This window comes from Candidatus Nitrosocosmicus sp. T (genome assembly GCF_054408485.1).
Genome location: NZ_CP166992.1, coordinates 2,515,022 through 2,535,666 on the forward strand (window position 1 = coordinate 2,515,022; position 20,645 = coordinate 2,535,666).

Annotated in this window: 22 protein-coding genes; 5 read left to right on the forward strand and 17 right to left on the reverse strand. The window is 31.9% G+C overall.

Going from position 1 to position 20,645, the window contains the following annotated elements:
• Positions 1–81: 81 nt before the first annotated feature.
• A complete protein-coding gene (locus AB0A59_RS12930; protein WP_458744398.1) occupies positions 82–1,941 on the reverse strand; it encodes a YncE family protein in 1,860 nt (619 codons plus the stop codon).
• Between the two features lie 976 nt (positions 1,942–2,917).
• Between AB0A59_RS12930 and AB0A59_RS12935 the strand changes: the two genes are divergently transcribed.
• Positions 2,918–3,097, forward strand: a complete 180-nt coding sequence (locus tag AB0A59_RS12935; RefSeq protein WP_458744400.1) for a DUF1059 domain-containing protein — start codon at positions 2,918–2,920, stop codon at positions 3,095–3,097.
• 429 nt (positions 3,098–3,526) lie between these two features.
• On the opposite strand, the gene AB0A59_RS12940 is transcribed toward AB0A59_RS12935, so the two are convergent.
• Complete coding sequence (locus AB0A59_RS12940) at positions 3,527–4,285, reverse strand: class I SAM-dependent methyltransferase (protein ID WP_458744401.1); 759 nt, start codon at positions 4,283–4,285, stop codon at positions 3,527–3,529.
• Positions 4,286–4,863: 578 nt separating this feature from the next.
• Positions 4,864–5,205: a hypothetical protein gene (locus AB0A59_RS12945; RefSeq protein WP_458744403.1), complete on the reverse strand. Its 342-nt coding sequence runs from the start codon at positions 5,203–5,205 to the stop codon at positions 4,864–4,866.
• A 581-nt stretch (positions 5,206–5,786) separates the two neighbouring features.
• Between AB0A59_RS12945 and AB0A59_RS12950 the strand changes: the two genes are divergently transcribed.
• Positions 5,787–6,164: a YybH family protein gene (locus AB0A59_RS12950; protein ID WP_458744405.1), complete on the forward strand. Its 378-nt coding sequence runs from the start codon at positions 5,787–5,789 to the stop codon at positions 6,162–6,164.
• A 277-nt stretch (positions 6,165–6,441) separates the two neighbouring features.
• On the opposite strand, the gene AB0A59_RS12955 is transcribed toward AB0A59_RS12950, so the two are convergent.
• Entirely contained in the window at positions 6,442–6,801 is a 360-nt protein-coding gene (locus tag AB0A59_RS12955; RefSeq protein ID WP_458744406.1) for an ester cyclase, read from the reverse strand.
• Positions 6,802–7,493: 692 nt separating this feature from the next.
• On the opposite strand from AB0A59_RS12955, the gene AB0A59_RS12960 reads away from it, so the two are divergent.
• Positions 7,494–8,021 (forward strand): hypothetical protein, encoded by a 528-nt coding sequence (locus AB0A59_RS12960; RefSeq protein ID WP_458744408.1) that lies wholly within the window; start codon positions 7,494–7,496, stop codon positions 8,019–8,021.
• 436 nt (positions 8,022–8,457) lie between these two features.
• Here the strand turns inward: AB0A59_RS12960 and AB0A59_RS12965 are convergent, their stop codons facing one another.
• The 4 genes from AB0A59_RS12965 to AB0A59_RS12980 form a co-directional block, all read right to left on the reverse strand.
• On the reverse strand, positions 8,458–9,120 hold the full coding sequence (locus AB0A59_RS12965; protein ID WP_458744410.1) for a DUF1259 domain-containing protein: 663 nt from the start codon (positions 9,118–9,120) through the stop codon (positions 8,458–8,460).
• Between the two features lie 288 nt (positions 9,121–9,408).
• Positions 9,409–10,068, reverse strand: coding sequence for a hypothetical protein (locus AB0A59_RS12970; protein ID WP_458744411.1), 660 nt, complete (start codon positions 10,066–10,068; stop codon positions 9,409–9,411).
• Between the two features lie 375 nt (positions 10,069–10,443).
• Positions 10,444–10,902 carry a hypothetical protein gene (locus tag AB0A59_RS12975; RefSeq protein ID WP_458744412.1) on the reverse strand — a complete coding sequence of 153 codons (459 nt, stop codon included), beginning with the start codon at positions 10,900–10,902 and terminating at the stop codon, positions 10,444–10,446.
• Positions 10,902–11,153 (reverse strand): winged helix-turn-helix domain-containing protein, encoded by a 252-nt coding sequence (locus AB0A59_RS12980; protein WP_458744413.1) that lies wholly within the window; start codon positions 11,151–11,153, stop codon positions 10,902–10,904. Before AB0A59_RS12980 ends, AB0A59_RS12975 begins: the two co-directional genes overlap by 1 nt.
• Positions 11,154–11,426: 273 nt before the next feature.
• Between AB0A59_RS12980 and AB0A59_RS12985 the strand changes: the two genes are divergently transcribed.
• Positions 11,427–12,014, forward strand: coding sequence for a hypothetical protein (locus AB0A59_RS12985; RefSeq protein ID WP_458744415.1), 588 nt, complete (start codon positions 11,427–11,429; stop codon positions 12,012–12,014).
• A 243-nt stretch (positions 12,015–12,257) separates the two neighbouring features.
• On the forward strand, positions 12,258–12,485 hold the full coding sequence (locus AB0A59_RS12990; protein ID WP_458744417.1) for a hypothetical protein: 228 nt from the start codon (positions 12,258–12,260) through the stop codon (positions 12,483–12,485).
• Positions 12,486–12,811: 326 nt separating this feature from the next.
• On the opposite strand, the gene AB0A59_RS12995 is transcribed toward AB0A59_RS12990, so the two are convergent.
• From AB0A59_RS12995 to AB0A59_RS13035, 9 genes are all read right to left on the reverse strand, one after another.
• Entirely contained in the window at positions 12,812–12,970 is a 159-nt protein-coding gene (locus tag AB0A59_RS12995) for a hypothetical protein (protein WP_458744419.1), read from the reverse strand.
• Positions 12,971–13,509: 539 nt separating this feature from the next.
• Positions 13,510–13,632 (reverse strand): hypothetical protein, encoded by a 123-nt coding sequence (locus AB0A59_RS13000; RefSeq protein ID WP_458744421.1) that lies wholly within the window; start codon positions 13,630–13,632, stop codon positions 13,510–13,512.
• Between the two features lie 221 nt (positions 13,633–13,853).
• Positions 13,854–14,966, reverse strand: a complete 1,113-nt coding sequence (locus AB0A59_RS13005; protein ID WP_458744423.1) for a hypothetical protein — start codon at positions 14,964–14,966, stop codon at positions 13,854–13,856.
• Between the two features lie 494 nt (positions 14,967–15,460).
• Positions 15,461–15,967, reverse strand: coding sequence for a hypothetical protein (locus AB0A59_RS13010; protein ID WP_458744425.1), 507 nt, complete (start codon positions 15,965–15,967; stop codon positions 15,461–15,463).
• A 287-nt stretch (positions 15,968–16,254) separates the two neighbouring features.
• Positions 16,255–16,734, reverse strand: coding sequence for a DUF2299 family protein (locus AB0A59_RS13015; protein WP_458744427.1), 480 nt, complete (start codon positions 16,732–16,734; stop codon positions 16,255–16,257).
• Positions 16,735–17,594: 860 nt separating this feature from the next.
• Positions 17,595–17,894: a hypothetical protein gene (locus AB0A59_RS13020; RefSeq protein ID WP_458744429.1), complete on the reverse strand. Its 300-nt coding sequence runs from the start codon at positions 17,892–17,894 to the stop codon at positions 17,595–17,597.
• A gap of 244 nt (positions 17,895–18,138) precedes the next feature.
• A complete protein-coding gene (locus tag AB0A59_RS13025) occupies positions 18,139–18,369 on the reverse strand; it encodes a hypothetical protein (RefSeq protein ID WP_458744430.1) in 231 nt (76 codons plus the stop codon).
• Between the two features lie 594 nt (positions 18,370–18,963).
• A complete protein-coding gene (locus AB0A59_RS13030; protein WP_458744431.1) occupies positions 18,964–19,383 on the reverse strand; it encodes a hypothetical protein in 420 nt (139 codons plus the stop codon).
• A gap of 468 nt (positions 19,384–19,851) precedes the next feature.
• A complete protein-coding gene (locus tag AB0A59_RS13035) occupies positions 19,852–20,313 on the reverse strand; it encodes a M23 family metallopeptidase (protein WP_458744432.1) in 462 nt (153 codons plus the stop codon).
• Positions 20,314–20,645: the final 332 nt, after the last annotated feature.

The window sequence follows — 20,645 nt, forward strand, 5'->3', positions numbered from 1 at the left end:
ACCGACTTAGCCATTCTTCAGGTATTGGTTTTGAAGACTTCATAAATAACTAAGATAAAGGAGATGGCATATATTCTATTTTTACATCTCTGAAATTTTATTCATAAGCAAATTATAATGAAGTTCGGTTAATTTGCCTTTTGAAAATGCATCCTTAATCTCTCTTACAAGTTTTAATTTTAATGAAAGATCTATTTCTTTATCATCATACATAGAATCAATTTTTTTCATAAATATCTCCTGATATAGTATGGATATTTCATCTTTCAAATTCGAATAGTGAAATTGGCTTATCTTACCTTTTGAAAATGAATCAGAGATTTCATTTTTCAGTTTGTTGAGTGATTCAAAATCATTATCATCTCGTCTGCCTACATCGTACAAAGACTTTATTTTATTACGGTGAAGATTTGATTTTTTTATATCTCCTCTTGTTTTAGCCCATCCTATAATACTTGGAATAGATGCACCAATGATAGTTGAAATAATTAAACCATAGAGAGGAATCCAGTATGTAGTAGGAAGGGGAGCAGGCAATTCTCTAAAACTAGCAGTAAATGTACCATATTGGGTTATGCATAAAGATGTCTCCGCAGTGTCGTTGTAAATTTGCAAAGTTTTTTGTATCGGTTCTATGACTGGATCAAAAAGACCAGTGGATTCTTCTACACATGATTTCAGAGGCCTCGTAGTATTTGAATCGATATTCTCGCTCCAGCCTACAAACTCATACCCACTATTTGCCTTTGCTATACAGGTTATTCCTGGTTCTTCATACAAGTACTGATTTACCGGATATTCAGCTTTCTCATCGCCACACAAAATCCTGCCTGAATTTAATGGGGATATATTAAATGTAATTCCCACGGCAACCTTGTGTTTAGGACCATGGATTGCAAACAAGCTATCAGAATTCTCTGAAGTCAAATAAATAATGTTACTGTTCTCATTTACTTCAATATTCGAAAGTGGTTCGGATACGTTGATATTAATAAGTTTGGTTGTTTTTTCGTTCAGCGAATAAAGGCCGTGCTCAGCTAGTACGTAAACTATATTGGAATTTTCATTGACTTCTATTTCTAAGAGCGGCCCTAACAAAGGAATTATCTTGTCAATTTTAGGATTTGTAGTGCCATTTATAATGGAAATATCGCGATCAGAAATTACATAAACTATATTGGAATTCTCGTCGACTTCTAAAGTACGAGGCGGGTTATTTAACACGACACCCATCATACTAGTATCATTATACTGTTTGTAAAAATTCTTCTCTGTGATTATATAAACAGAATGGTCTTTTTCATTGACTTCAATATCAAGCGGCTGTTTTTTATCTGGAATGGATAGTTTTTCCAAAATTTTCAAATCATTATCAAAAATGAGCAGTTCGGGTGGATCTTGATTAATTACATAAACTTTTTCTGCCTCTTCATCTACTGCTATTTTAGAATAGTTTGCCTCTACATCATATTTCTTAACTGAGTCGATATTGAGAGGATTGGAGCCATTATCATCAATCATCCTTATACCGTCTTTTCCTGCCACAAACAACTTACTTTCTTTTTCATTGACTTCAATATCAAGCGGCTCTTCATTCAAAGGTATATTTTGTAGTAGCTCATCGGTCCTGCCGTCAATTATGGAGATAGTTTCTGAAGGAGATTTACCTGAAATATAGACATGATGTATTTTGTCATTTACTTCAACATCGTGAGGTATGGTATTAACAAAAATTTCTTTCAAGGTTCCCAAATTACTGTCTAAAACTGATATAGAATTTGAACGTTCATTAGCCACATATACTTTGTTTAAAAATTTATCGACTTTTACTTCATTTGGCTCTAATCCTACTTCTATTTGGGGATTAGTTACATGAAACTTTTCATTTATACTTTCCAAAGTCTGTCCAATTGCGTAATTATTGAAAAATAGACTAAACAAAATAATTAATAAAGAGAGAAAGATAACAAACAATTAAACGCCATCTCCATTATATCCTAATCAGATTACTATTTGACAGAATATTTCATAGACCATTCAATTTCCATTCTAGTAGATAGAATATTTATAGGTTTTGTTAAGACAACTCAAGTCATCTTCATTTAGTATAGAATAAATGGTCTCTCCGATGACTAAACAATTATTAATTTGTGAAGGAAATGCCAACAAACCGTATCAGTAAAAAAGTGGATATAATATCGAAGTAACACCACTAACAGCTTTAAAGATTAGTAAAAGATATTTAAAAAGGGGATAATTTGCTACGGTTATAAGGTGTCTACCTAACATATGTAGTAAATCTTGTAGAATATTTAGATATCATAGTGAGTAACTTTACTCTAATACATTTTGTATTTGGTATACCGTCTACCATAATCCTTGGTTAGATGATAGATTATTATTTTTTGTGGGTTAACCTACCATATTTCTAAAAATTGGATCAAAATTATCATGCTAACGTTTTATTCAATGCCTCTTTAAAGATCCAAATTATTATGCTTCCTAAACTAGTAGTATAATTCTAAAATAATTGAGCGTTTTTTATGTTAAGTAAAGTTAATTATGTTGATGACAGTCGCACAAAGTTTTGTAGTTAGGATACACTTTGTCTCTTTCTCAAATGACAATTCTTTCTTCCCAATCCATCATAATTAATCGAGTCATAGGATTTGAATCCATGTAGTTAGTCGTGGTGCGTGGGGATATAGTTCGTCAAATAGAATTTACGTCTATAAAATCTCCTGAATTGATAGTGTGGGTAGGATCAGATTTATAATGTTAGCCTCACACTTGGGGTTTCTGCAAGTACAATAACAACTGTTAGGTTTAAGATTATGAATTGTAATTATTTTTTTTCGAAGGAAGAAGAACCGTTTCTATCATCGTAGTTATAAGATAGTATTTTTAATATTAATTAATGAAAACAATAAACTGTCGAGAAGCAGGATTTGAATGTGACCACGTTGTTAAAGGTGAAACTGAGGAAGAAGTATTGAAGAATGGAATGGAGCATGCCAAAAAAGATCACAATATGAAAGAAGAGGATATGACTCCTGAAATGAAAGAGAAAATTAAAAGTATCATTCGTAGTTCTTAATTACCATTTTTTTAAATTAGACGTTAATTGCATTAGAAATATTTCTATCTTTTTTATAAAAAGTGTTATACTCAGATTATCAAATTCACAATCATGAATTTAGTAATAATTGCAATTATTATAATGATAGTTTCTATATAGACCAGAAAATCTAATCGGATTATTAAAGTAGGCTTTTTAACCAAAAAGCAACCAAAGCTGTCATAACCTATTGTATCACCACCCTGTATTACTTGGCTGTTTTGACTTGAAGATTGTGATTGAGATATGACTAGAATACAGGATACCATGGTACTATTCTATGAAAGTAAGATTCTTGTAGTAGGGTTCTAATGCAATTAAATAATAAAGATATTCTTACAATGTTTGAATTGATACTGTGTGGTTATAATAATTTGGCTACAAGGTTTTCCTGCTATATGATTATAACTAAATTTGAATTTTTCCTACTCTGAGATTGATATCCCATTTCACAATTTTTCGTTTGCCATGCTTCCCCCACAATCTTTTCAGATCTTCCATAACCAAACTCAGTGGATCGAACTTTTTTTCTGTATTAAATCTTTTTACTGCAGACCAGGTTTGCATATAATTAATGAGGTCGTTAAGATTCCAATTTACGGTCATCTCAAATTTTGGGGATGAGATCTCTTTGAAAGGAAAAGGAATTGTTCTGTAATCTTCTTTGACATAGTTTGTTTCACTGGGCCAATACCTTCCTAGGATATCTCCGTCTACGTTTAACTTTTCACTGATCTTATCAATATTATTATCAATTTTATGCATACCATAGGACCATATAGCCAAGACACCACTACTCTTACTTATTCTTGTTACCTCCTTATAGAACTTATCAAGATCAAACCAATGAGCAGCCTGGGCAACAGTTATCAGGTCAACAGAGTTGTCCTGTATATTGGCTTTTTCCGCAGGAAACATTTCATATTTAATATTATTTCTGTTGAATTGATATTCCAACTGACCTTTACTTGCATCGCTTGCTATTACATTTTTGAAGTATTTACAAAGCCCTATGGCGGCCTGTCCATTCCCAGTAGCGCAGTCCCACGCCATATTCTTGTTTGGCGTTATATCATTCAAAAACTTGTAAAGAAGATCTGGATAGACGGGTCTAGAGAATGAATACTCCCTAGAGGTTGAAGAGAAATGGTCTATAGCACTACTCATATCATTACTACATCCTTAATCTCAAAAAGTTTTCCTCATAATTCAAATATTCGCATGGTAAACTTAATTCAAAAAACAAACCTCAAGCAAGCACTCAGCATAGTGCCATCTAAATAACCATTTATTAGATTCTTGACTCAAATTTAGATAACATCTTTTATATTAAGTAATATCTGATTCTAGTTTTCCATATATATTTTATTCAGGATTCATTGGTAACTATTAACCAAAGAGAAGATGATCCAAACGGAGAATCGAACGCATTTTATAGTGGATATAAAGATGGATGGAAGAAAGGTCACTTCAAGTAGATAGCAAATTCGTTATCATTTTTTTTAATTATTTTTGATTTGATGTTTGGTTCTAGTAGTTATCTACTTTTATGTTATTTATTATGAATCCAATCCCTCTAAAAAATAGCTTCTTTCTACATGCTATAATCTAATGAAGATGTCTATTAGTAACAGTTCTCATCCGTGGGGATACAGTTCAAGGTTCAAACACAATCCAATTATATATAATAAAGTTTTCTCAAGTTCAGCGAATAATCAGTTGATTTAAAAGATCATTTATTATTTTTATTTTCTATGAATTTCATTGATAACATATTGTACATAATCGACCACTTCATTTTCAGTCAATGACGTTTCAACTCCAGATTTTTCTTCGATTTCCTCTTCAAGATTCTTGGCAATCTTCAAAACTCTGGATTCTAACTCTTTATTTCTTTGAGCAGTTCCAATACCATCCAGAAAATTGGCTTGTTCAGTGACTGATTTCCTAATTGATCTTAAAAGTATATTATCCTGAGAAACAGTTTGGGCGGCCGAATATAATCCTGCAGGCAAAGAGGATATATATTCAGGAATAAAATCTGCGATAATACCGATCTGAGAATCTATGATAACGGAGATCCCCATGAATATAAAAATAATCAGAATCCGGTTGTTTTTGGGTTTCACAGAAGACGATATACTATCCACGTTATCTCTAATGTTAATGAATATTATCGTTGTATGATGTTATTGAATTTAAAGAATTGTAGATGAATATTAAAAAAAATTTAGTTTCAAAGGGCCTCAATCTTAGATAATATATCAATTGATGAAAAAAATATAGGTATAATACTTTTTAATAAAATAGTTTTTTAATACAGTATATTGGATGAAATAAACCCTAGGCAGCTAAGAGCCCAATCATAATTATTCGACACATCTCAAAATTTTATCTCCGGCTGGATACACCCATAAGGATTAAGTTCCTTGTGGTAGTATGGAATAGTACAAATTTATAATAATGTAGTTTTAATCTTAAAATAGATTTGATTAACTGGTCAGGTGAATGTAGTAATAGATATTATAAAATATATTTTTCAAATCAGACTTGAATTATACTTGTTGCATACAATAAATAATATAACCGGCATGTGGCATTGTCTTTCTAGCTAGCAGTAGTTGATTTTTCGTGATAAACTTAAAGCCAGCAATCACAAAATCACTGCATGTCTAAAAAAATGACACCTGAAGATGTACTAAATTCAGTAGTTGAGGGTATCAACACAGGGAATCTAGATGACCTCATGACGCTCTATGAGGCTGATGCATGTTTTGCAACTCAGCCAGGACAACTTGCAAAGAGTCCAGAATCCGTACGCCAAAGTCTACGTAGTTTCATCGATTTGAAGGGCAAATTGGATCTAAAAGTAAAGAGGGTACTTCAAGCAAGCGATCTTGCTTTAGTGACTACTGAATGGTCATTTAGTGGAACTGGACCTGATAACAAGCCTGTTAATATGGCATCCAAATCTGCGGATGTTCTCCGTCAACAAGACGATGGAACTTGGCGGTTTGTCATAGATAATCCTTGGGGAACAGATTAAAAGGAAAAACATCAAAGTCCTAAAATGATTGATTCAGATATTTATTCTATTAATAAAGGCTGAAAAATAATGAATTTTAAGATTATTTTGAGTAATTCGGTATGGACAATTCAAGTATATTTTGATCTATGACAAATGAATTCTCTAGCGGAAGTATAAAATATGTAATCATAAAATAATTGAAACAGTCCGGGCGCGTGGGGATACGATTCAAGGTTGAATATAATCCAAGGTTAAGATTTAGCTCGAACACCTAAAGTGGACTACGTTTTCGTACCTAGTTTTTTAATTGTTCCATCCATGCAGGCATATCCACAATGTTCCATCTCTTTAAACATTTTGAATTCTGAAAATAAAATATAGTCATTCCATTGACTTTGAATTGCTTATTAGTTGGTTTAAGATCTAGAAATTCTCCGTTATGTGTGCCCTCTAGAACATATCTACCTGCAATTTTGTTCCCTTCTATAATTACATCTTCAAAGGTAATTCTTATATCAGGAAACGCTTTCCACAGAAGATGGATAAATTGTTTAAACCCCTCTTTATCATTTGAAAAATATGGAGGAAAACCATACGTAACCAAAGATTCGTCATAAAAATCAAAGTAAGATATTTCTCTCTTACTGGGGGTCATTAAACGTATCGGCCAATTTTTGTATTGTTTATCTTATCGTTTCAGCAGATGACATTATTAAGAGCGGTTTGACTTTTTCATAAGGTTTTCTGTAATAGAACTACAATTCGAGTTATTTGTAGTATGAGCAAGTAAAATGACAATTAAGAGAGAGCATTCATTTATAGTTTGTTCAAAACATCTGATTACAAGTTATCAATACTTTAACTATGAGTACATTGAAAGAAGACATCAATTAAACTCACAACATAGGATTTGATTAATGAAAAATTTACAGAATATTGATAATCATTGTTTAAATAAAATGTTGACAAAATAGTATTTGAAAGGATGACCCGGGTTTCTGTTCCGTTCACCGAAGGTCATTATTATGGTTGAGAGGAAAGGCCAAACACGGAACTGGCTCATAATAGCCTCTCTATCGACACTAATTTCTTTATTCGATCTATTTCATGGATCCCTGAAGGACATTGTATGGTATAACACGCCTCTAAAATAGAGGCTTCTACCATAGAAGGGATCACTGAGCTTGGGGCGCATGAGGATACGATTCAAGGTTGAATCCAATCTATTGTCAATAATAATATATGTAGTATGAAAAGGATGAAATCAAAAAAGATTAAATCAGTTTGGAAGCTTGAAACAGGGCTTTTTTGTGATATCTTTATATTTATCACTTCTTGACCTAGGATATGAGAATTAAATTCAAAATAGTCCTTATGGTTGAAATCCTTGTAATTATGTGGGGTCTAATTTTTTGTGTATCAATGTCAACAGCAATCGCACAGTCAAATTATGTCATTAAAGTTGCAAAAACTACAGAAGGCGATTTTACCGTTATCGATGGAGCTAGTTATATAGGAACGTATTTTGATACAACATATACGATGACCGGCACAGCAACTGACTTTATCAAAGCCAAAGATGTGTTGATGGCATTCATGCTGGATGATTTCAGCAAATCTCCTACTATTGGGTACGTACAAATGAACAGTACAGTAACTCAGACAAATGACAATATGACTGGGCTTGCTAATCCATTTGTAAGCAAAGAACAGATTGATGAGAAGATAAAATCAGTGTTCTCCTACGCATTAGACAAGATTGAGCATCCAGTAGGAATTACACCTGATATAGGTGATTCAAGACAGATCAAATGTGTATTTGGCAACGTATTAGACGAATTTTGGTGTGATATTCCTACTTTTGTAATTAGGTGAGAGCTACAAGCTCTTAATCTTTTAAAGCCCTTACAGTTATTTTTTAGTTACCCACAACTGCTAATATTTCTTTAATATTTCTGAAGAATTGGATATTACATGAATGGTATTTCCTCGACTGATATAGTATCCATCCCATATAAGGCCAAATACTTACATTTGTAGTCATTAGAAATGTTTGATATGGTATAGAGAAACAATATCGATAATAGAATCATACAATCCTATTTCCTTTAAAGCCACTCGAAATTAAGATGAAGTTAGTTGCTTAAGGTAAAGTCAAATCCGTGAAGGAACGTATTTATGAACAAGTTTGTATTAGTAAAATCTTTTCCTGCTTAAATCACGTTTCACGGATCGTGATAATATAAATTATATTGACTTTGATCTTTATAAAATAAGGGTTATAATATTTCCATAAATTGTAAAGAGATTGCTATTTATCTAATCCTAATGCTCCTCCCAAGGTTTTGCCTATTTGATCTAATGGATTTCCTGTTGAATTGGAGGCATTGTTTAGATTTGATCCTGACTGTAGCTGAATCTTCTCATAATCAGCTACTACATCCTTTATTTGTCCCATAACCGTATCAAGGTTGCCCATCGTATTCCAATGTACAAATATCATTGGAGGTTTTTCTAGAATTGGATGATTATGTACTGCAGTTACATTTAGGTTTGCTTTTGATAAAGACATCAAGGCGGGTTTAAGCTCACTTTGTAATAATGCAAATTCACCCATCACTACAACCATTGGATTAGATTCGTTATTATTGCTGTTGACTCCTGCAGCAGAGGAAAAGTTAGCTGGTGCATGCATTATTTCTATTATCGAGTTTATAACTAGGAATTTGTTTAAGATGGTTCCATTTTGACCTATAATTAGGGGATCTGTTCTCAAAATGATAGTATCACAAACATCCTTGTTTGGGTTATTGATTGGTACAGCACTTTTACTAGTTTGTGAACTGAGCGCTTTACAATCTAATGCGTTAGTTTGGTTGCCCTGATTCATTTGATTCGTTTGGTTTATTGTAGATTGAGATTGAGCTATAGCATCTTGTTGGGTTGAGATATTTATTGTGGGTACTACCATCATTCCAATAGATATTAAAACAATGAAATAGATCTTGAATGAATTATTTATATTAAATTATTAAATTAGCATACGATATATAGTACCAAGAAGAGACATCTGGAAACATACACAGTCATTATCAACGGTTTTGCACCTGATTGTTTACGACTTTTCTGAATACTTTTACTATTTACAAAAGTAGGTGTTATCCTACATTAGTCATACTACTGGACCTTTTTTATACTCAAGGAGATCGTCGTTATGATGATGATGAAAAGTCCTCAACTACAGTTATTACCTCAATTCTTATTATGGTGATTCGCGCCATGGTCCGTTACTAATTTTATCACCATGACCATGGAATCCCCATAGGCCTTTCCAATCTCCAAATCCAAATGACTTATGTTCCTCTTCCAGTCCTTGTCCTTGTCCTTGTCCATAACCGTATCCATGTTCACCTGCAAATCCAGGCATTCCATATCCCTCCATACTTTGGTCTCCTGATTTGGCAAAGAAATTCATCATCTGTATATCCTCTGTTTTGAACAGCACAGCACCATTTCCTGCATCAACGATTGTCTTGTATCCGGTATGGTTAGTAGGATTTAGTGAAAAGAATTTGTATACTAAATATCCTTGTTCCATCCCGAGATGACCACCCATCAAAATGATGTCATTATTAGATTGTCTTGCGGCAATATCAGCGGCTTGAACGAAAGATGTTTTTAGATCATTTTCAATAGCAGCTTGTGCTTTTTCTAAGACATTTATCGAACCATTAATCTTTGGCGATTGTTCGACAAACATCCCTTCTCCCCTCTCATTTGTGGTCTTATTTGATGACTGAATGGCAGTAACAAAAGATATTGCGGGATTTACTAACAAAGCTCCTGTGATAACAACTGCAGCTATAATAACCACAGGTAGTATCAGTCTCTTTTTTACTTTGTTTGAATTTATTTTTGTCATATTGAAATATTACAAAATTGTTATTATAACCATTGTTTACCTTTGATACGTAACTTAGTTACCTGACATCTCCAGAAGATCGGAATAAAATGGTTATAGACCGTTACAAATACTGAAAGAATGAATCCGATCAAAAGAAACGTATACTTAATTGAAGGTGAGGAACTATTATATAGTTTAGGTAACTTATTAATAGATATATTTGTCAAATGATAAAATAGACTATTCTCTTTATTATGGGAAAATGAATAGTTTACAAATCCTTTAATTATATAGGGATTATTTTGAACCGTAGTTTTTCAAATACAGAAAATATATTATTTCAAAGCATCTATAAAAATTAATTGAGTAAACCAGTCTTATGATCTTTGAAAATTATTTAGACTCAGATTTGTCATCCTTTTCTAGTTCTTCGTTAATTTTTGTTTGTAATTCTTTATATTTCTTGTATTTCTTATCCCATTTTGAAAGAATAAACCATTGCCTGATCCCTATGCCCATCCACACAATAACAACAATAATTGGAATTAGTGGTAGATATCTAAATGAAGGGTTAAAGGAAGAATTAGAGCCAGAGTCACTCCATGGTTTATTGTTTATCCAATTGCTATCATCGTTGTCATCATGAAAAGGAAATCCAAATAGCATAAAAGATAACATAAATGCTATCGGAGGTATAATCATAATGGTTATTAACATAATTATGAAAAGTTTCTTGGTTTTATTTAGCTGATCAATTATCCCATCCATTATGTAAAAAATACTAGAATCTGATCTTGTATCGTTGTTATCAGAATTACTTTTGTCATTATCATCATTGTTTGATTTTTTCATCAATCTCTCTCCTTCTCATTATTTCTTGGAAATAGCTCTTCATAAGGTGCCAAAATCTCATTTAAAATTAATCTTCCTCTTTCTGAAACTTTGTAGTTGATTATAACTTTGCTACCCCAATTTTCTTCCATTCTGTTGATCAACCCTTTTTTGACCATATCATCCAAGATTTCTTTATGCTTAACATTATTCAAGCCACAGTAACTCATAAGCTTACTTTGATTGATTTCACCATATTCACAAAGTTTCAAGAGAATATCCTTCCTGATAAATATTCGATCACGGTATTCATGAACCACAATGAATCATTCAGAAAGGACAAGTTGTTGTTGGTAACAAAATGTTTTCATATGTCCGATTAGGGTATCGTTTGACCATCTTGTAAAAAAGATTTAGGAATACTTTCATTTTCATTGTAAAAACACATTATTATATACAAATATTCTATATAAAATACCTTAGGTAACATAGTTACGTCTCAAAGGTCCAACATAGTTAATATAATCAAGTATGATATTTTCAGGATGATAAAATTACCAAAATTAATAAAGGAAAAATCTGTGAAATCAACTGCTCCCATTATATCATCAGTAACAACAGTAGTAATTATTGCATTTTCAACCCTACTTGTTTTGTTTGCTGGACCTGCCAGCACTATTATACCTGCTTATGCTGAACAGACAGATACCATCAATGCTACGAAAATAGTTAACACGTCAAAAGATAAGGTGTGGAATATCATTTCAGATGTGGACAAGAATTCAGACTACTGGCCCATCTCAATTGTAAAAAATATTAACAAATCGAATAACACTGTAGAAAGAGAAGTTACTGTACCTGCACCACCATTTATGAATAATAAAGCTTACCAAATAATCACAATTATTCCAGAACAATATACAGTTATTGAAAATCAAACTCGGGGCGCCGTTACTGGAGTAAAAACAATATCTTTGCTGCAGACTGGAACTGATGTCAACAGGACTGAAATTAGTGTAATCTGGAATCTAGACATGTCCAAAATACCAGGTATTGGAAAGGGATTTGCAAAAGATGGTATAAACAACTCCGTAGAAGAAGCATTAAACAAGATTGTAAATGCTTCTAATTGATAGAGTCACAATCGAAAAATAGAAGGCAGCGGGCTTCCCTTGAATCCAAAATTGCTGAGGAGTTATTTTGTATTTTCCCTTGACGGATGATTGATTTCGGTGGATATTTCCTTCCGCTCTAAGATCAGTTAGTTAAATCTTTGATAATCATATGATGACACTTTTAGCTTAATTGAATTGTCAAATATCATGTCAATTTCCATATCACAACCTATATACATAAAAAGGAATAAAAACTATCAAATGAAAATTATGTTAACTACTATAGTAATTATTGTCGCAGTTGCTGCTGCTGCAACGGGAGTCACGACAGTAATCACTACCATCGAAATTTTTGCTCAGAACAAAAGTTCTCCTATGGATCAACTAATCAATGATTGTATGTACAATAACGTTACTGCATGTAATGCTCTGGAACATTATAACTCTACAACATATCCCGCAACCGGGTTGAGTACCACCGCCTCTTGATGCTGGATACATTTCGGGCTTCCACCTTAATCTAACCACCTTTATCTCTTTTTGAATTATAACAACTATTTATCTTTACTTAAAATGTATAACAAACTTTATGAGAAAGTTTGAGAGGCAGCCATTTCTCAAGTTCTACTCTTTTTTAACTATGTGGAATGTCGGTAGAAGGTGATTTATGGATGATATTTAATTACAAGATTTACAACTTGAACAAGATTTTGTTTGGCAGCTTGAGGATAGTACCTTGGGGTAATGGGATTCTAATACAGATAATGAAGATATGGTTTAAACGAATAGACTTACAGTCAGAAAAACAAAAAAAATTAATCGAGAGCGTCCTTTACCTTTTCTTTTGCTTTGTTTAGGGTTTCTGAGCTAGGTTTTCCCTCTGCATGATCTTGTGCTGTCTCAGCCTCAGCTTTAGCATCTTGTTGTGAATTTTTCAATTTCTTTGCTGCATCATCAATAAAATTATCTGTCATTACTTGATTATAATTAACATGCTTTATAACTAATCAACTATAACTATAATAATATGGTTTATTTATTAATGCTTTAGTTAGAGCCGTTTCATAGAGATCTTAGGTTTATTATTATCTACAAATAACAAAATTATGAACATCATTATAAGCTATATAGTCTAAAAACGTCATCTTTTCTTATTTATGAAATTTACAAATCAAAGAAATACTTTGTTTAAGTAGAACAAGTTGTGGGAATTAATGTGGATATCGGTTCTTCAAGAAATCTCATCATATTGTAGGACAATTAAAAATATCAAGATTTATGAAATTATGAATCGAAGTGTTATTCCGAATTTGAATTTGGAAGCATTATCAAATACGAATGTATCATCTTATTTTTGTGAGGTCATTAAGTTATTTCATGAAACACTGCACAAGTGGGTTCTTTTCAACTCATTTGCAATAAACTTGAAATAAATCAAACATATACTAAAGGCAGAAATAAAATTGGATTCAATTTATACTTTTAATCTGGAGGCGATACGTCAAAATAAAAATTAGGCAGCTATGGGTTTTTCTTCTGCCTTTCTAGATTCTGATTGTTGTTGGATTATTTTCTTTTCTTTTTCTATTGTTATCTTCTGTTCCTCTTCTAATGGTATTTCATAATCACAGCACATAAAACTAGTTAGAAAACATCGTTTATATAATTATAAGAACAAATATGCAAGGGCTTTATGAATTCATATTTTAGGCTCTAATAAATCTTAATTTAAACAAGGTTTTACTTGTCAATTATTGCAATTCTAGTTTATCTCGCCAGGATATCGACTATATAATTATTGGAAGAAAGAGTCTATTTGTTTCACAAGAGCGAGTCTATGGACCGGCATTACAACAATCATATAGTCACCTTATCATTATAAACGGTAGAGCGACTTTTGCGAACTGTATAGTAAATTGCCCCGAATCCCATAGAAGTCACGATCACCTGGGCTATTTGACCAAAGTAGGGGATAGGAACTATGTATAAAATATTGAGTATGACAAATCCTATCAAAAAAGAAGAAATATTATTGATATCACCTGATGACTTTCTTCCCAATAACTCGAGGATTTTTTTTCCGAGAGCAAATGATACCATTAATGATGAGAGGATCAATCCGATAATAAGCACCAATACCCCAAAAGCCGATACAGGCATCCCTACTACAGTTATTGCTACCAACACTATTACAACCACAAACAAGATGATTAATAGAAATCCCACCACCGTGTTTTTTATTATAGATTTATTCATAACCAATCGAACTGAATCAAACTGATTTGGTAATAACTTGACAAGTATGATACCTAAAATACCAAATCCTATAACGAACAAAATACCAAAAAGACTTAACCAACCCTCCATATCCTGCGTCATTGAATTCTGGCTCGTTATCTCTAGGTCTCCGATAGTACCATTGTTTTGGAGATGGTCAGTCATAACTACCAGTTTTCCTGATATGTTACCCTCGTTGTTGACAGTTCCACCTGCGACATATGCGTCTTTAACTATCACAGATGTCGGATCGAAGTGTATGTTGTTGGCTGCTAAAATTGCATTTGTTGATTTTCCACTTAAATCTATCATATTTCCAGCAGCCACAATTTTTCCTGAAATATCAGCATTTACCGTTACTTGTCCTCCAGCTGCAAAAAGGTCGCCCTCTATTGGTGCATTGACATAAATATTATTAGCAAAAACTATTGCTCCTCTAACAGGGGCCTCAATATATACTGTTTCTCCAAAGATTACCACTTCATCTTGAATAGGTTCTTGTATTGAAATCTGATTTCCCGAAATAACTTGCAAAGCAAAGGCGCTATCAGGTATAACTAATGGCACTAGAACTAGAGCAGTCATGCAGAAGATAAAGAAATATTTTATTCTAGCAGTAATGTCATTTCCCAACATTTTATGAGGTGACCCGTATCTAGTCAAATTCAGATTCACAGAGTAAAAACATTTCATGTATTACCATTCTGCTAACTTTTTATTAATACTTTGATTTAATAGATTGTGCCTCCAAATACCTATTAATATATTTATGAGAATATTTATGGATTCTTTGACAAACAAACGATTAATCAAATAAATAATGTATCATTTTGATGAGATTGAACAATTAGATTTAGTAACAAGAATTGTTGGCTTTCGGGATGATATTTCTATATATTGTTTGGAATTTGACATAATTATCAAAATGAATATCTGTTACAAAGGCCTTTGATATACATATTGATAATCTTTAACCGGGTCTTATTAACAGATATGTAATTTTGATGATTCAGTTAGTATTAAGATTTAAGTTTATAACCTATAACTAGTCCATGAGCATGGGGATTGTTCCCTGTCGTAGTAGGGTTCTAATGCAACATAAGACTTTATTGTTCCATAGAGACAATAAAGCATCGATAGATCATTTACACCTCTTAATCTTACTCGAATTCTTAATCACAAGAATCTCATTTCTTCTTGGTAAATAGATGAATATATTTTACTATTAAATTTATGATTGCATAGGAAAGCACTGAAGCAATCAGTGATGAAATCGTAGCAGCCTCTATGGCGGAGTATTCTAATTTCAGTAATTGTATTATAAGGAAAAACCTACTTACATTATTAACAGTATCAAATATGGAGCTAGCAAATATCATTTTAATAAAAATCCGTCTTAACGCAGGAAAGTTAATTTTTCCTGTTAATCGCTTTGTGTAATTTCGCTTATTATCAATATGAAAAAGGACTGCAAAAATTATCTTATACGTCAAGAATCCTGTGATTACAGTTATTGCAGAATTAAGGACAAAATTGGTAGAAAATTCTGCAATATAGTGTGCAATAATAATACTAGAAAGAAAGCCTACAGAACCCGAAATTAATAGATTTTTGTTTAGGGAGATAGTATTATAATACTTTTGATAAGTATTAGTGAAAAACCCGTTGATTTTCTTCTGAGTAATTGGTTTCACCTGATATAATTAAAGATGTTTAATAAGTTATTTAAACCTGCTAATTTTTTTTAGTTCATTTTCTGTTGACCTGTAACTCTATCACACCAAGGGTTTGGGCCTATAGTAAGATAGTAGCATAACTTATCCAAATTCAACCACTACAAATAAGGATTAAACAGACTCGATTTCTCATTGGTGGACATGGCCTTGACTATAGTATCTATCTATCTATCTATCTATTAGTAACAGTCCTCTTTCAGTGGAATATGATCCAAGGTTGAATAAAATCCTGACGCTTGATTCTACTATTGATAATCTAGTGCAAATTTATCAAACTCTATGGCGGTTATAAGACACGCTCTAGCAACTGTATGAACAGCGCGCATAAATAATTCTCGTGTCAAAGTATCAAAAAACAAAGGGTATATCAATGTGAGCCCAATGGAATTGCCCTCCTTGTTTGTTTGCAATGAACAAAATACACCTACTTTCAACAAATCCTTGGTCAATTGTGTTTGAAAATCATTAATTATTTTGTCATCTGCATTCTGTAAAGTTTTACCATCTTGAGTTAACAGGCGGGGTCTTGATATAATTTCAACTCTTCCTGCATCGTTTTTATAAATATAGATTCCAATTTTAAAATCTTCAAAATAACTGGCATTAATAATAAAAACTGTATTATCATCATCTATTGTTTCATCTACATTGCAGATTGGATCCTTTTTGAGCCAATCAACTATATTCTCATATTGTGTATCAACGTTTTTTCTTATTTCTGACATTGTTATAGTATTGCATTATATACTATATTAAGAACTACTTTGATTGGTAGAAAGATATATTTGATTTAATGTGTTGCGCTAGAATGTTCCTTTAACTCCTGTCTGGATTTAAAAATCTGACCACATTTTTCACATGAGAATGTTGCGTCAACACTCGTTGAACTACTTCAAAATTGTCACTCATAGTATTTATATGAATGCAAAGTATATATAGATACGATTCTTCTTAAAATAAGATAATATTTCTATGCAATTGGAGGCTCGCTAATTATTATTTTATTGTTCTTGTTCTGACTATTACCTTTAGTCAAATAATTCAATAGATTGTTAAAAACTATTAGGTATATTTATTGATAGAGTATTTGGACACGGTATTAAAATCAACGCTTAAGCGTCAAATCCCTTTTCTTATTGGAGGTACTATAACAGGTGTTATAATGGCGTATTATTACGGTTTTCTATTTACTATTGTGGTAAATAGCATCATCTGGTTTATTATTTCGATGGTTGTCAACAAATATTATTGGCATTATACGGGCTTTAAAGACGAAATGTATCTCTTTCGAAAGTATGTACTTGATAGAAATAAAACTAAATCAAAATAATCTCCCCGAAATGTCATAAAAGGGCAATAAAAACTGTAAAATCTATCCTAAAAAAAGAATAAAGATACATTTCTCAATGTATTGATATGACAAAATCAGTGGTTTCATCACAATAATACTATTAGAATGAAAGAGGATAAAAGCAACTCATATATCATAATATTTTTTATCATTTAGGAAAGTGAGAACAATATACTAGAATCGCTTCTTTCTTATAATTTCAGAGGATTAAAGATCTGATTAGAGATGAACTAATCAAACAAGCAATTGTTGAAGAGATTCGTATCTTTTGATGTACTCTATTCCTTTATGAGATATGATATAATGAGGAACATCAACATATTTACTATTTATTAATAGATCTTTGTTAATTACTAGGTTGATTAGTTGTTTGGATAATAATGACGATAATACGTTCTTGTTTGTTGATATTCGATGTTTTGTTAATGGGATCGGATAGTTACTTAGATATATTAGAGCATCATACAGTGAGTCATAATGGGTATTGTGCTGTTTTCTGTCTTTTAGTTTTTGAACTTTTGTTACTAGAGCCATATTAATCAGACACAATTAAAATAGCACGAACCTTAAAAGCATTAGAATATCAAAATAGTAAAATGTTGATATATGAAAATTATACAGTAAAATTCAATTTATTCGCAAATGATTATGATGGTATTCTGTTTTTTTTTTGATGTATCTTACTTATGATGCTAGCTTGATTTAATGAAGGTTTTATTTCTGTTACATTTTAGAAATTATGATATGGAATTGATGTTAGTAATTGAAGGAAAAACCCCTAAGAATATGCATGTTGCACTTTAATTCCTACTATCATTATCTTAACAATGGTGGTAAAGTACCTTTTTTCTTTTTCATTAATGGAATAGTGATTTCGAGTTTTATTTTCTTTGCCAACACTAAGTTTGAGATAATTTACATTATATACGTTTGTATACAATATATTATTACTATTACATGTGGGATTTCTTTTCTTATAAAATTTAGAAATAAGTTTGAGATTATTCATAAATCTTATATAATGTAAATCATCAATTGAATTTAAAAGTAAATAAAATTAATAGAATTTTCTGCAAATGGTAGTCTACAGCTGATCAATACTAATCTTCAAGTTTCATCAAGTAATTTTTTTTGTGTTTTGTTTGTCTGTATTTCTTATTTCGTTTTTCATTTAGTCGCCCTTCCTTATGAAATTCAAGAATTTTTTAAATATTTTATCATTAGTTGCATATATTTATTCTAGGGGATTAGGTTCACTGTAGTCGTGGTTTCATTACAAATGTGGAATTTATCAAAAGTAGCATGAGTTGATGGGCAGTGAATCTATTAGATGTAGGAGAACTGCGAGTAGACATAAATTATAGATACTACGATAAAATCAAAAAAAAGAGACGTTGAAGTAAAATAATCTTGCTAATTGCTATTCTACTAAAACCTGTTTTCCCTCAAGCGGGTTCTTATCAACAATGATAGGTAAGTAAACTGTAACGAATATTTAAACGACCAATGCCAATTCAAAGCTATTAATAACTTAATTATTGCCGTAGATGATTAAATTACTATTATAGAAATATACCTCCTCCGTACTCATAAGCCTATTTGTTTACCAAGAATTGTTCTTTACATCTTGATAGAGTTTTTTAAATTGTGGATAATTGTCTGAATCTCTTTTAATTGCTGACGCGTATATCAGAAAGGTGTCATCGTAATAGCTGATTATCATAGGTTTGATGTATTTAACCAATTTCCTGTCAGTCATAATTTTTTCATTAATCATAAACGAAAGCCATTCTAGGCTATTGAACATGCGAGAAAGCCATGAACTTCTAATTTCATCATATTTAGATCCTGAAGGTATTTTTGCCAGTTCCCGATCCACATCTCGTAACTCTTTCATGACATCACCTAATGATGTGATTTGATCTATTCTCTTCGAGCGCTGAAATGTGACAATAGTATAAAATAATGCTATTGCATATATCGCCGCGACAATGATTTGAATATAATCTGAAAGAAATTCCATGAATGGATTTATGGATAAGGTATGATTTTAGAGTTGGGCTCATCAGATAAGTACATATCCAATCTCAGCCGATTGTCGCAGATAATTTGACATTTCCATCTTTTATGCCATAATAAACATTTCGCTCTATGAATTTTAGTTTCATCTCAGAGGCTTTATTCTATTACTCAGTGTCCAAGTTGTAAATACCCAAAGTCTCACAAATTCAATAAACAAAGCAGTGTATAATAATATCGGAAAATACTTTAGATTCGATTTATCAAGAATTCAATAGTAGTAACAACAGTGCCTCGAAATAATATCGACTCCTATTAAGCTGCCAACACTACCCTACAACTACAACAGGCCCTAGAAATTCAAATTCTACTACTACAATAACAATGAAAACAAACAGTCAATAGCACATAGTATTCCCCGGTAACAGTCCTTATCCGTGGGGATATAGTAAATAATAGAAGCGGATTTATATCAAAATAAAATATTTCTGAAATCCTCAATCTCTAATGTTTCGAAATCTGTCCAGATATTATATCCTGTAAACACGAACGCTTGAAAGTGTAGATGGGGAACATAGGTAAAACCAGTCATTCCAACTTTGGATATCTCTTCACCGGCATGAACCTTTTGATTTAATTCGACCTTAGAGCTCTTGTAATCTAGGTGATCATATCGAGAATATTCACCATTTGAATGTTTGATTGCAATAAAATTAGTATAAAACCAGTATGATGCATCAGGACCTCCAACATTAGAGTCATCCTTGATATGAGTTACAACACCGTCTGCTGCTGCTAGAACGGGTGTTCCTTTGGGAGCAATAAAATCTACAGCATTCTGAAGCTTACCGACATGAGCAGGAGAAGAGTGTCTATCAATTCTCTCTAACATTTCTCTAGGTATAGGTAATATGTAAGAATTTTTTGCCTTCATCTATAGAAAATATTCACTTTGCATGAATTATGAACCAAAATACTATAAGAAGACTATCTAATCCTTGTGTCCTTATGGATCAACCATCATTTGGCTTATCGACTTTGACTCACTTAAAACTTTAATAATATTTTACAAAGATCATCTCTGAAAATATTATCATATAATACTACTAGAATTGTTAAATTTTAATTAGGAATACTTATCCACAATATCATGCTGTTGATAAAGAGAAGGGAAAGAAATCTACCTACTTTTCTCGATTCATCAATATGTGTATATTCGTATAGGTTTTCATAGTTACCTATTGTGCTAATAATTAATGACAGTTC

Excerpts from the sequence above, each read along its gene's own strand:
- AB0A59_RS12995 (WP_458744419.1), bottom strand. The coding sequence starts at position 12,970 with ATGACAGATAATTTTATTGATGATGCAGCAAAGAAATTGAAAAATTCA.
- AB0A59_RS12970 (WP_458744411.1), bottom strand. The coding sequence starts at position 10,068 with ATGACAAAAATAAATTCAAACAAAGTAAAAAAGAGACTGATACTACCT.
- AB0A59_RS13035 (WP_458744432.1), bottom strand. The coding sequence starts at position 20,313 with ATGAAGGCAAAAAATTCTTACATATTACCTATACCTAGAGAAATGTTA.
- AB0A59_RS12965 (WP_458744410.1), bottom strand. The coding sequence starts at position 9,120 with ATGATGGTAGTACCCACAATAAATATCTCAACCCAACAAGATGCTATA.
- AB0A59_RS12990 (WP_458744417.1), top strand. The coding sequence starts at position 12,258 with ATGAAAATTATGTTAACTACTATAGTAATTATTGTCGCAGTTGCTGCT.
- AB0A59_RS13005 (WP_458744423.1), bottom strand. The coding sequence starts at position 14,966 with ATGAAATGTTTTTACTCTGTGAATCTGAATTTGACTAGATACGGGTCA.
- AB0A59_RS12955 (WP_458744406.1), bottom strand. The coding sequence starts at position 6,801 with ATGACCCCCAGTAAGAGAGAAATATCTTACTTTGATTTTTATGACGAA.
- AB0A59_RS12950 (WP_458744405.1), top strand. The coding sequence starts at position 5,787 with ATGTCTAAAAAAATGACACCTGAAGATGTACTAAATTCAGTAGTTGAG.
- AB0A59_RS13000 (WP_458744421.1), bottom strand. The coding sequence starts at position 13,632 with ATGTGCTGTGATTATGAAATACCATTAGAAGAGGAACAGAAGATAACA.
- AB0A59_RS12985 (WP_458744415.1), top strand. The coding sequence starts at position 11,427 with ATGATAAAATTACCAAAATTAATAAAGGAAAAATCTGTGAAATCAACT.
- AB0A59_RS12940 (WP_458744401.1), bottom strand. The coding sequence starts at position 4,285 with ATGAGTAGTGCTATAGACCATTTCTCTTCAACCTCTAGGGAGTATTCA.
- AB0A59_RS13020 (WP_458744429.1), bottom strand. The coding sequence starts at position 17,894 with ATGGCTCTAGTAACAAAAGTTCAAAAACTAAAAGACAGAAAACAGCAC.
- AB0A59_RS13030 (WP_458744431.1), bottom strand. The coding sequence starts at position 19,383 with ATGGAATTTCTTTCAGATTATATTCAAATCATTGTCGCGGCGATATAT.
- AB0A59_RS12945 (WP_458744403.1), bottom strand. The coding sequence starts at position 5,205 with ATGGGGATCTCCGTTATCATAGATTCTCAGATCGGTATTATCGCAGAT.
- AB0A59_RS13025 (WP_458744430.1), bottom strand. The coding sequence starts at position 18,369 with ATGAATAATCTCAAACTTATTTCTAAATTTTATAAGAAAAGAAATCCC.
- AB0A59_RS13015 (WP_458744427.1), bottom strand. The coding sequence starts at position 16,734 with ATGTCAGAAATAAGAAAAAACGTTGATACACAATATGAGAATATAGTT.
- AB0A59_RS12960 (WP_458744408.1), top strand. The coding sequence starts at position 7,494 with ATGAGAATTAAATTCAAAATAGTCCTTATGGTTGAAATCCTTGTAATT.
- AB0A59_RS12975 (WP_458744412.1), bottom strand. The coding sequence starts at position 10,902 with ATGAAAAAATCAAACAATGATGATAATGACAAAAGTAATTCTGATAAC.
- AB0A59_RS12935 (WP_458744400.1), top strand. The coding sequence starts at position 2,918 with ATGAAAACAATAAACTGTCGAGAAGCAGGATTTGAATGTGACCACGTT.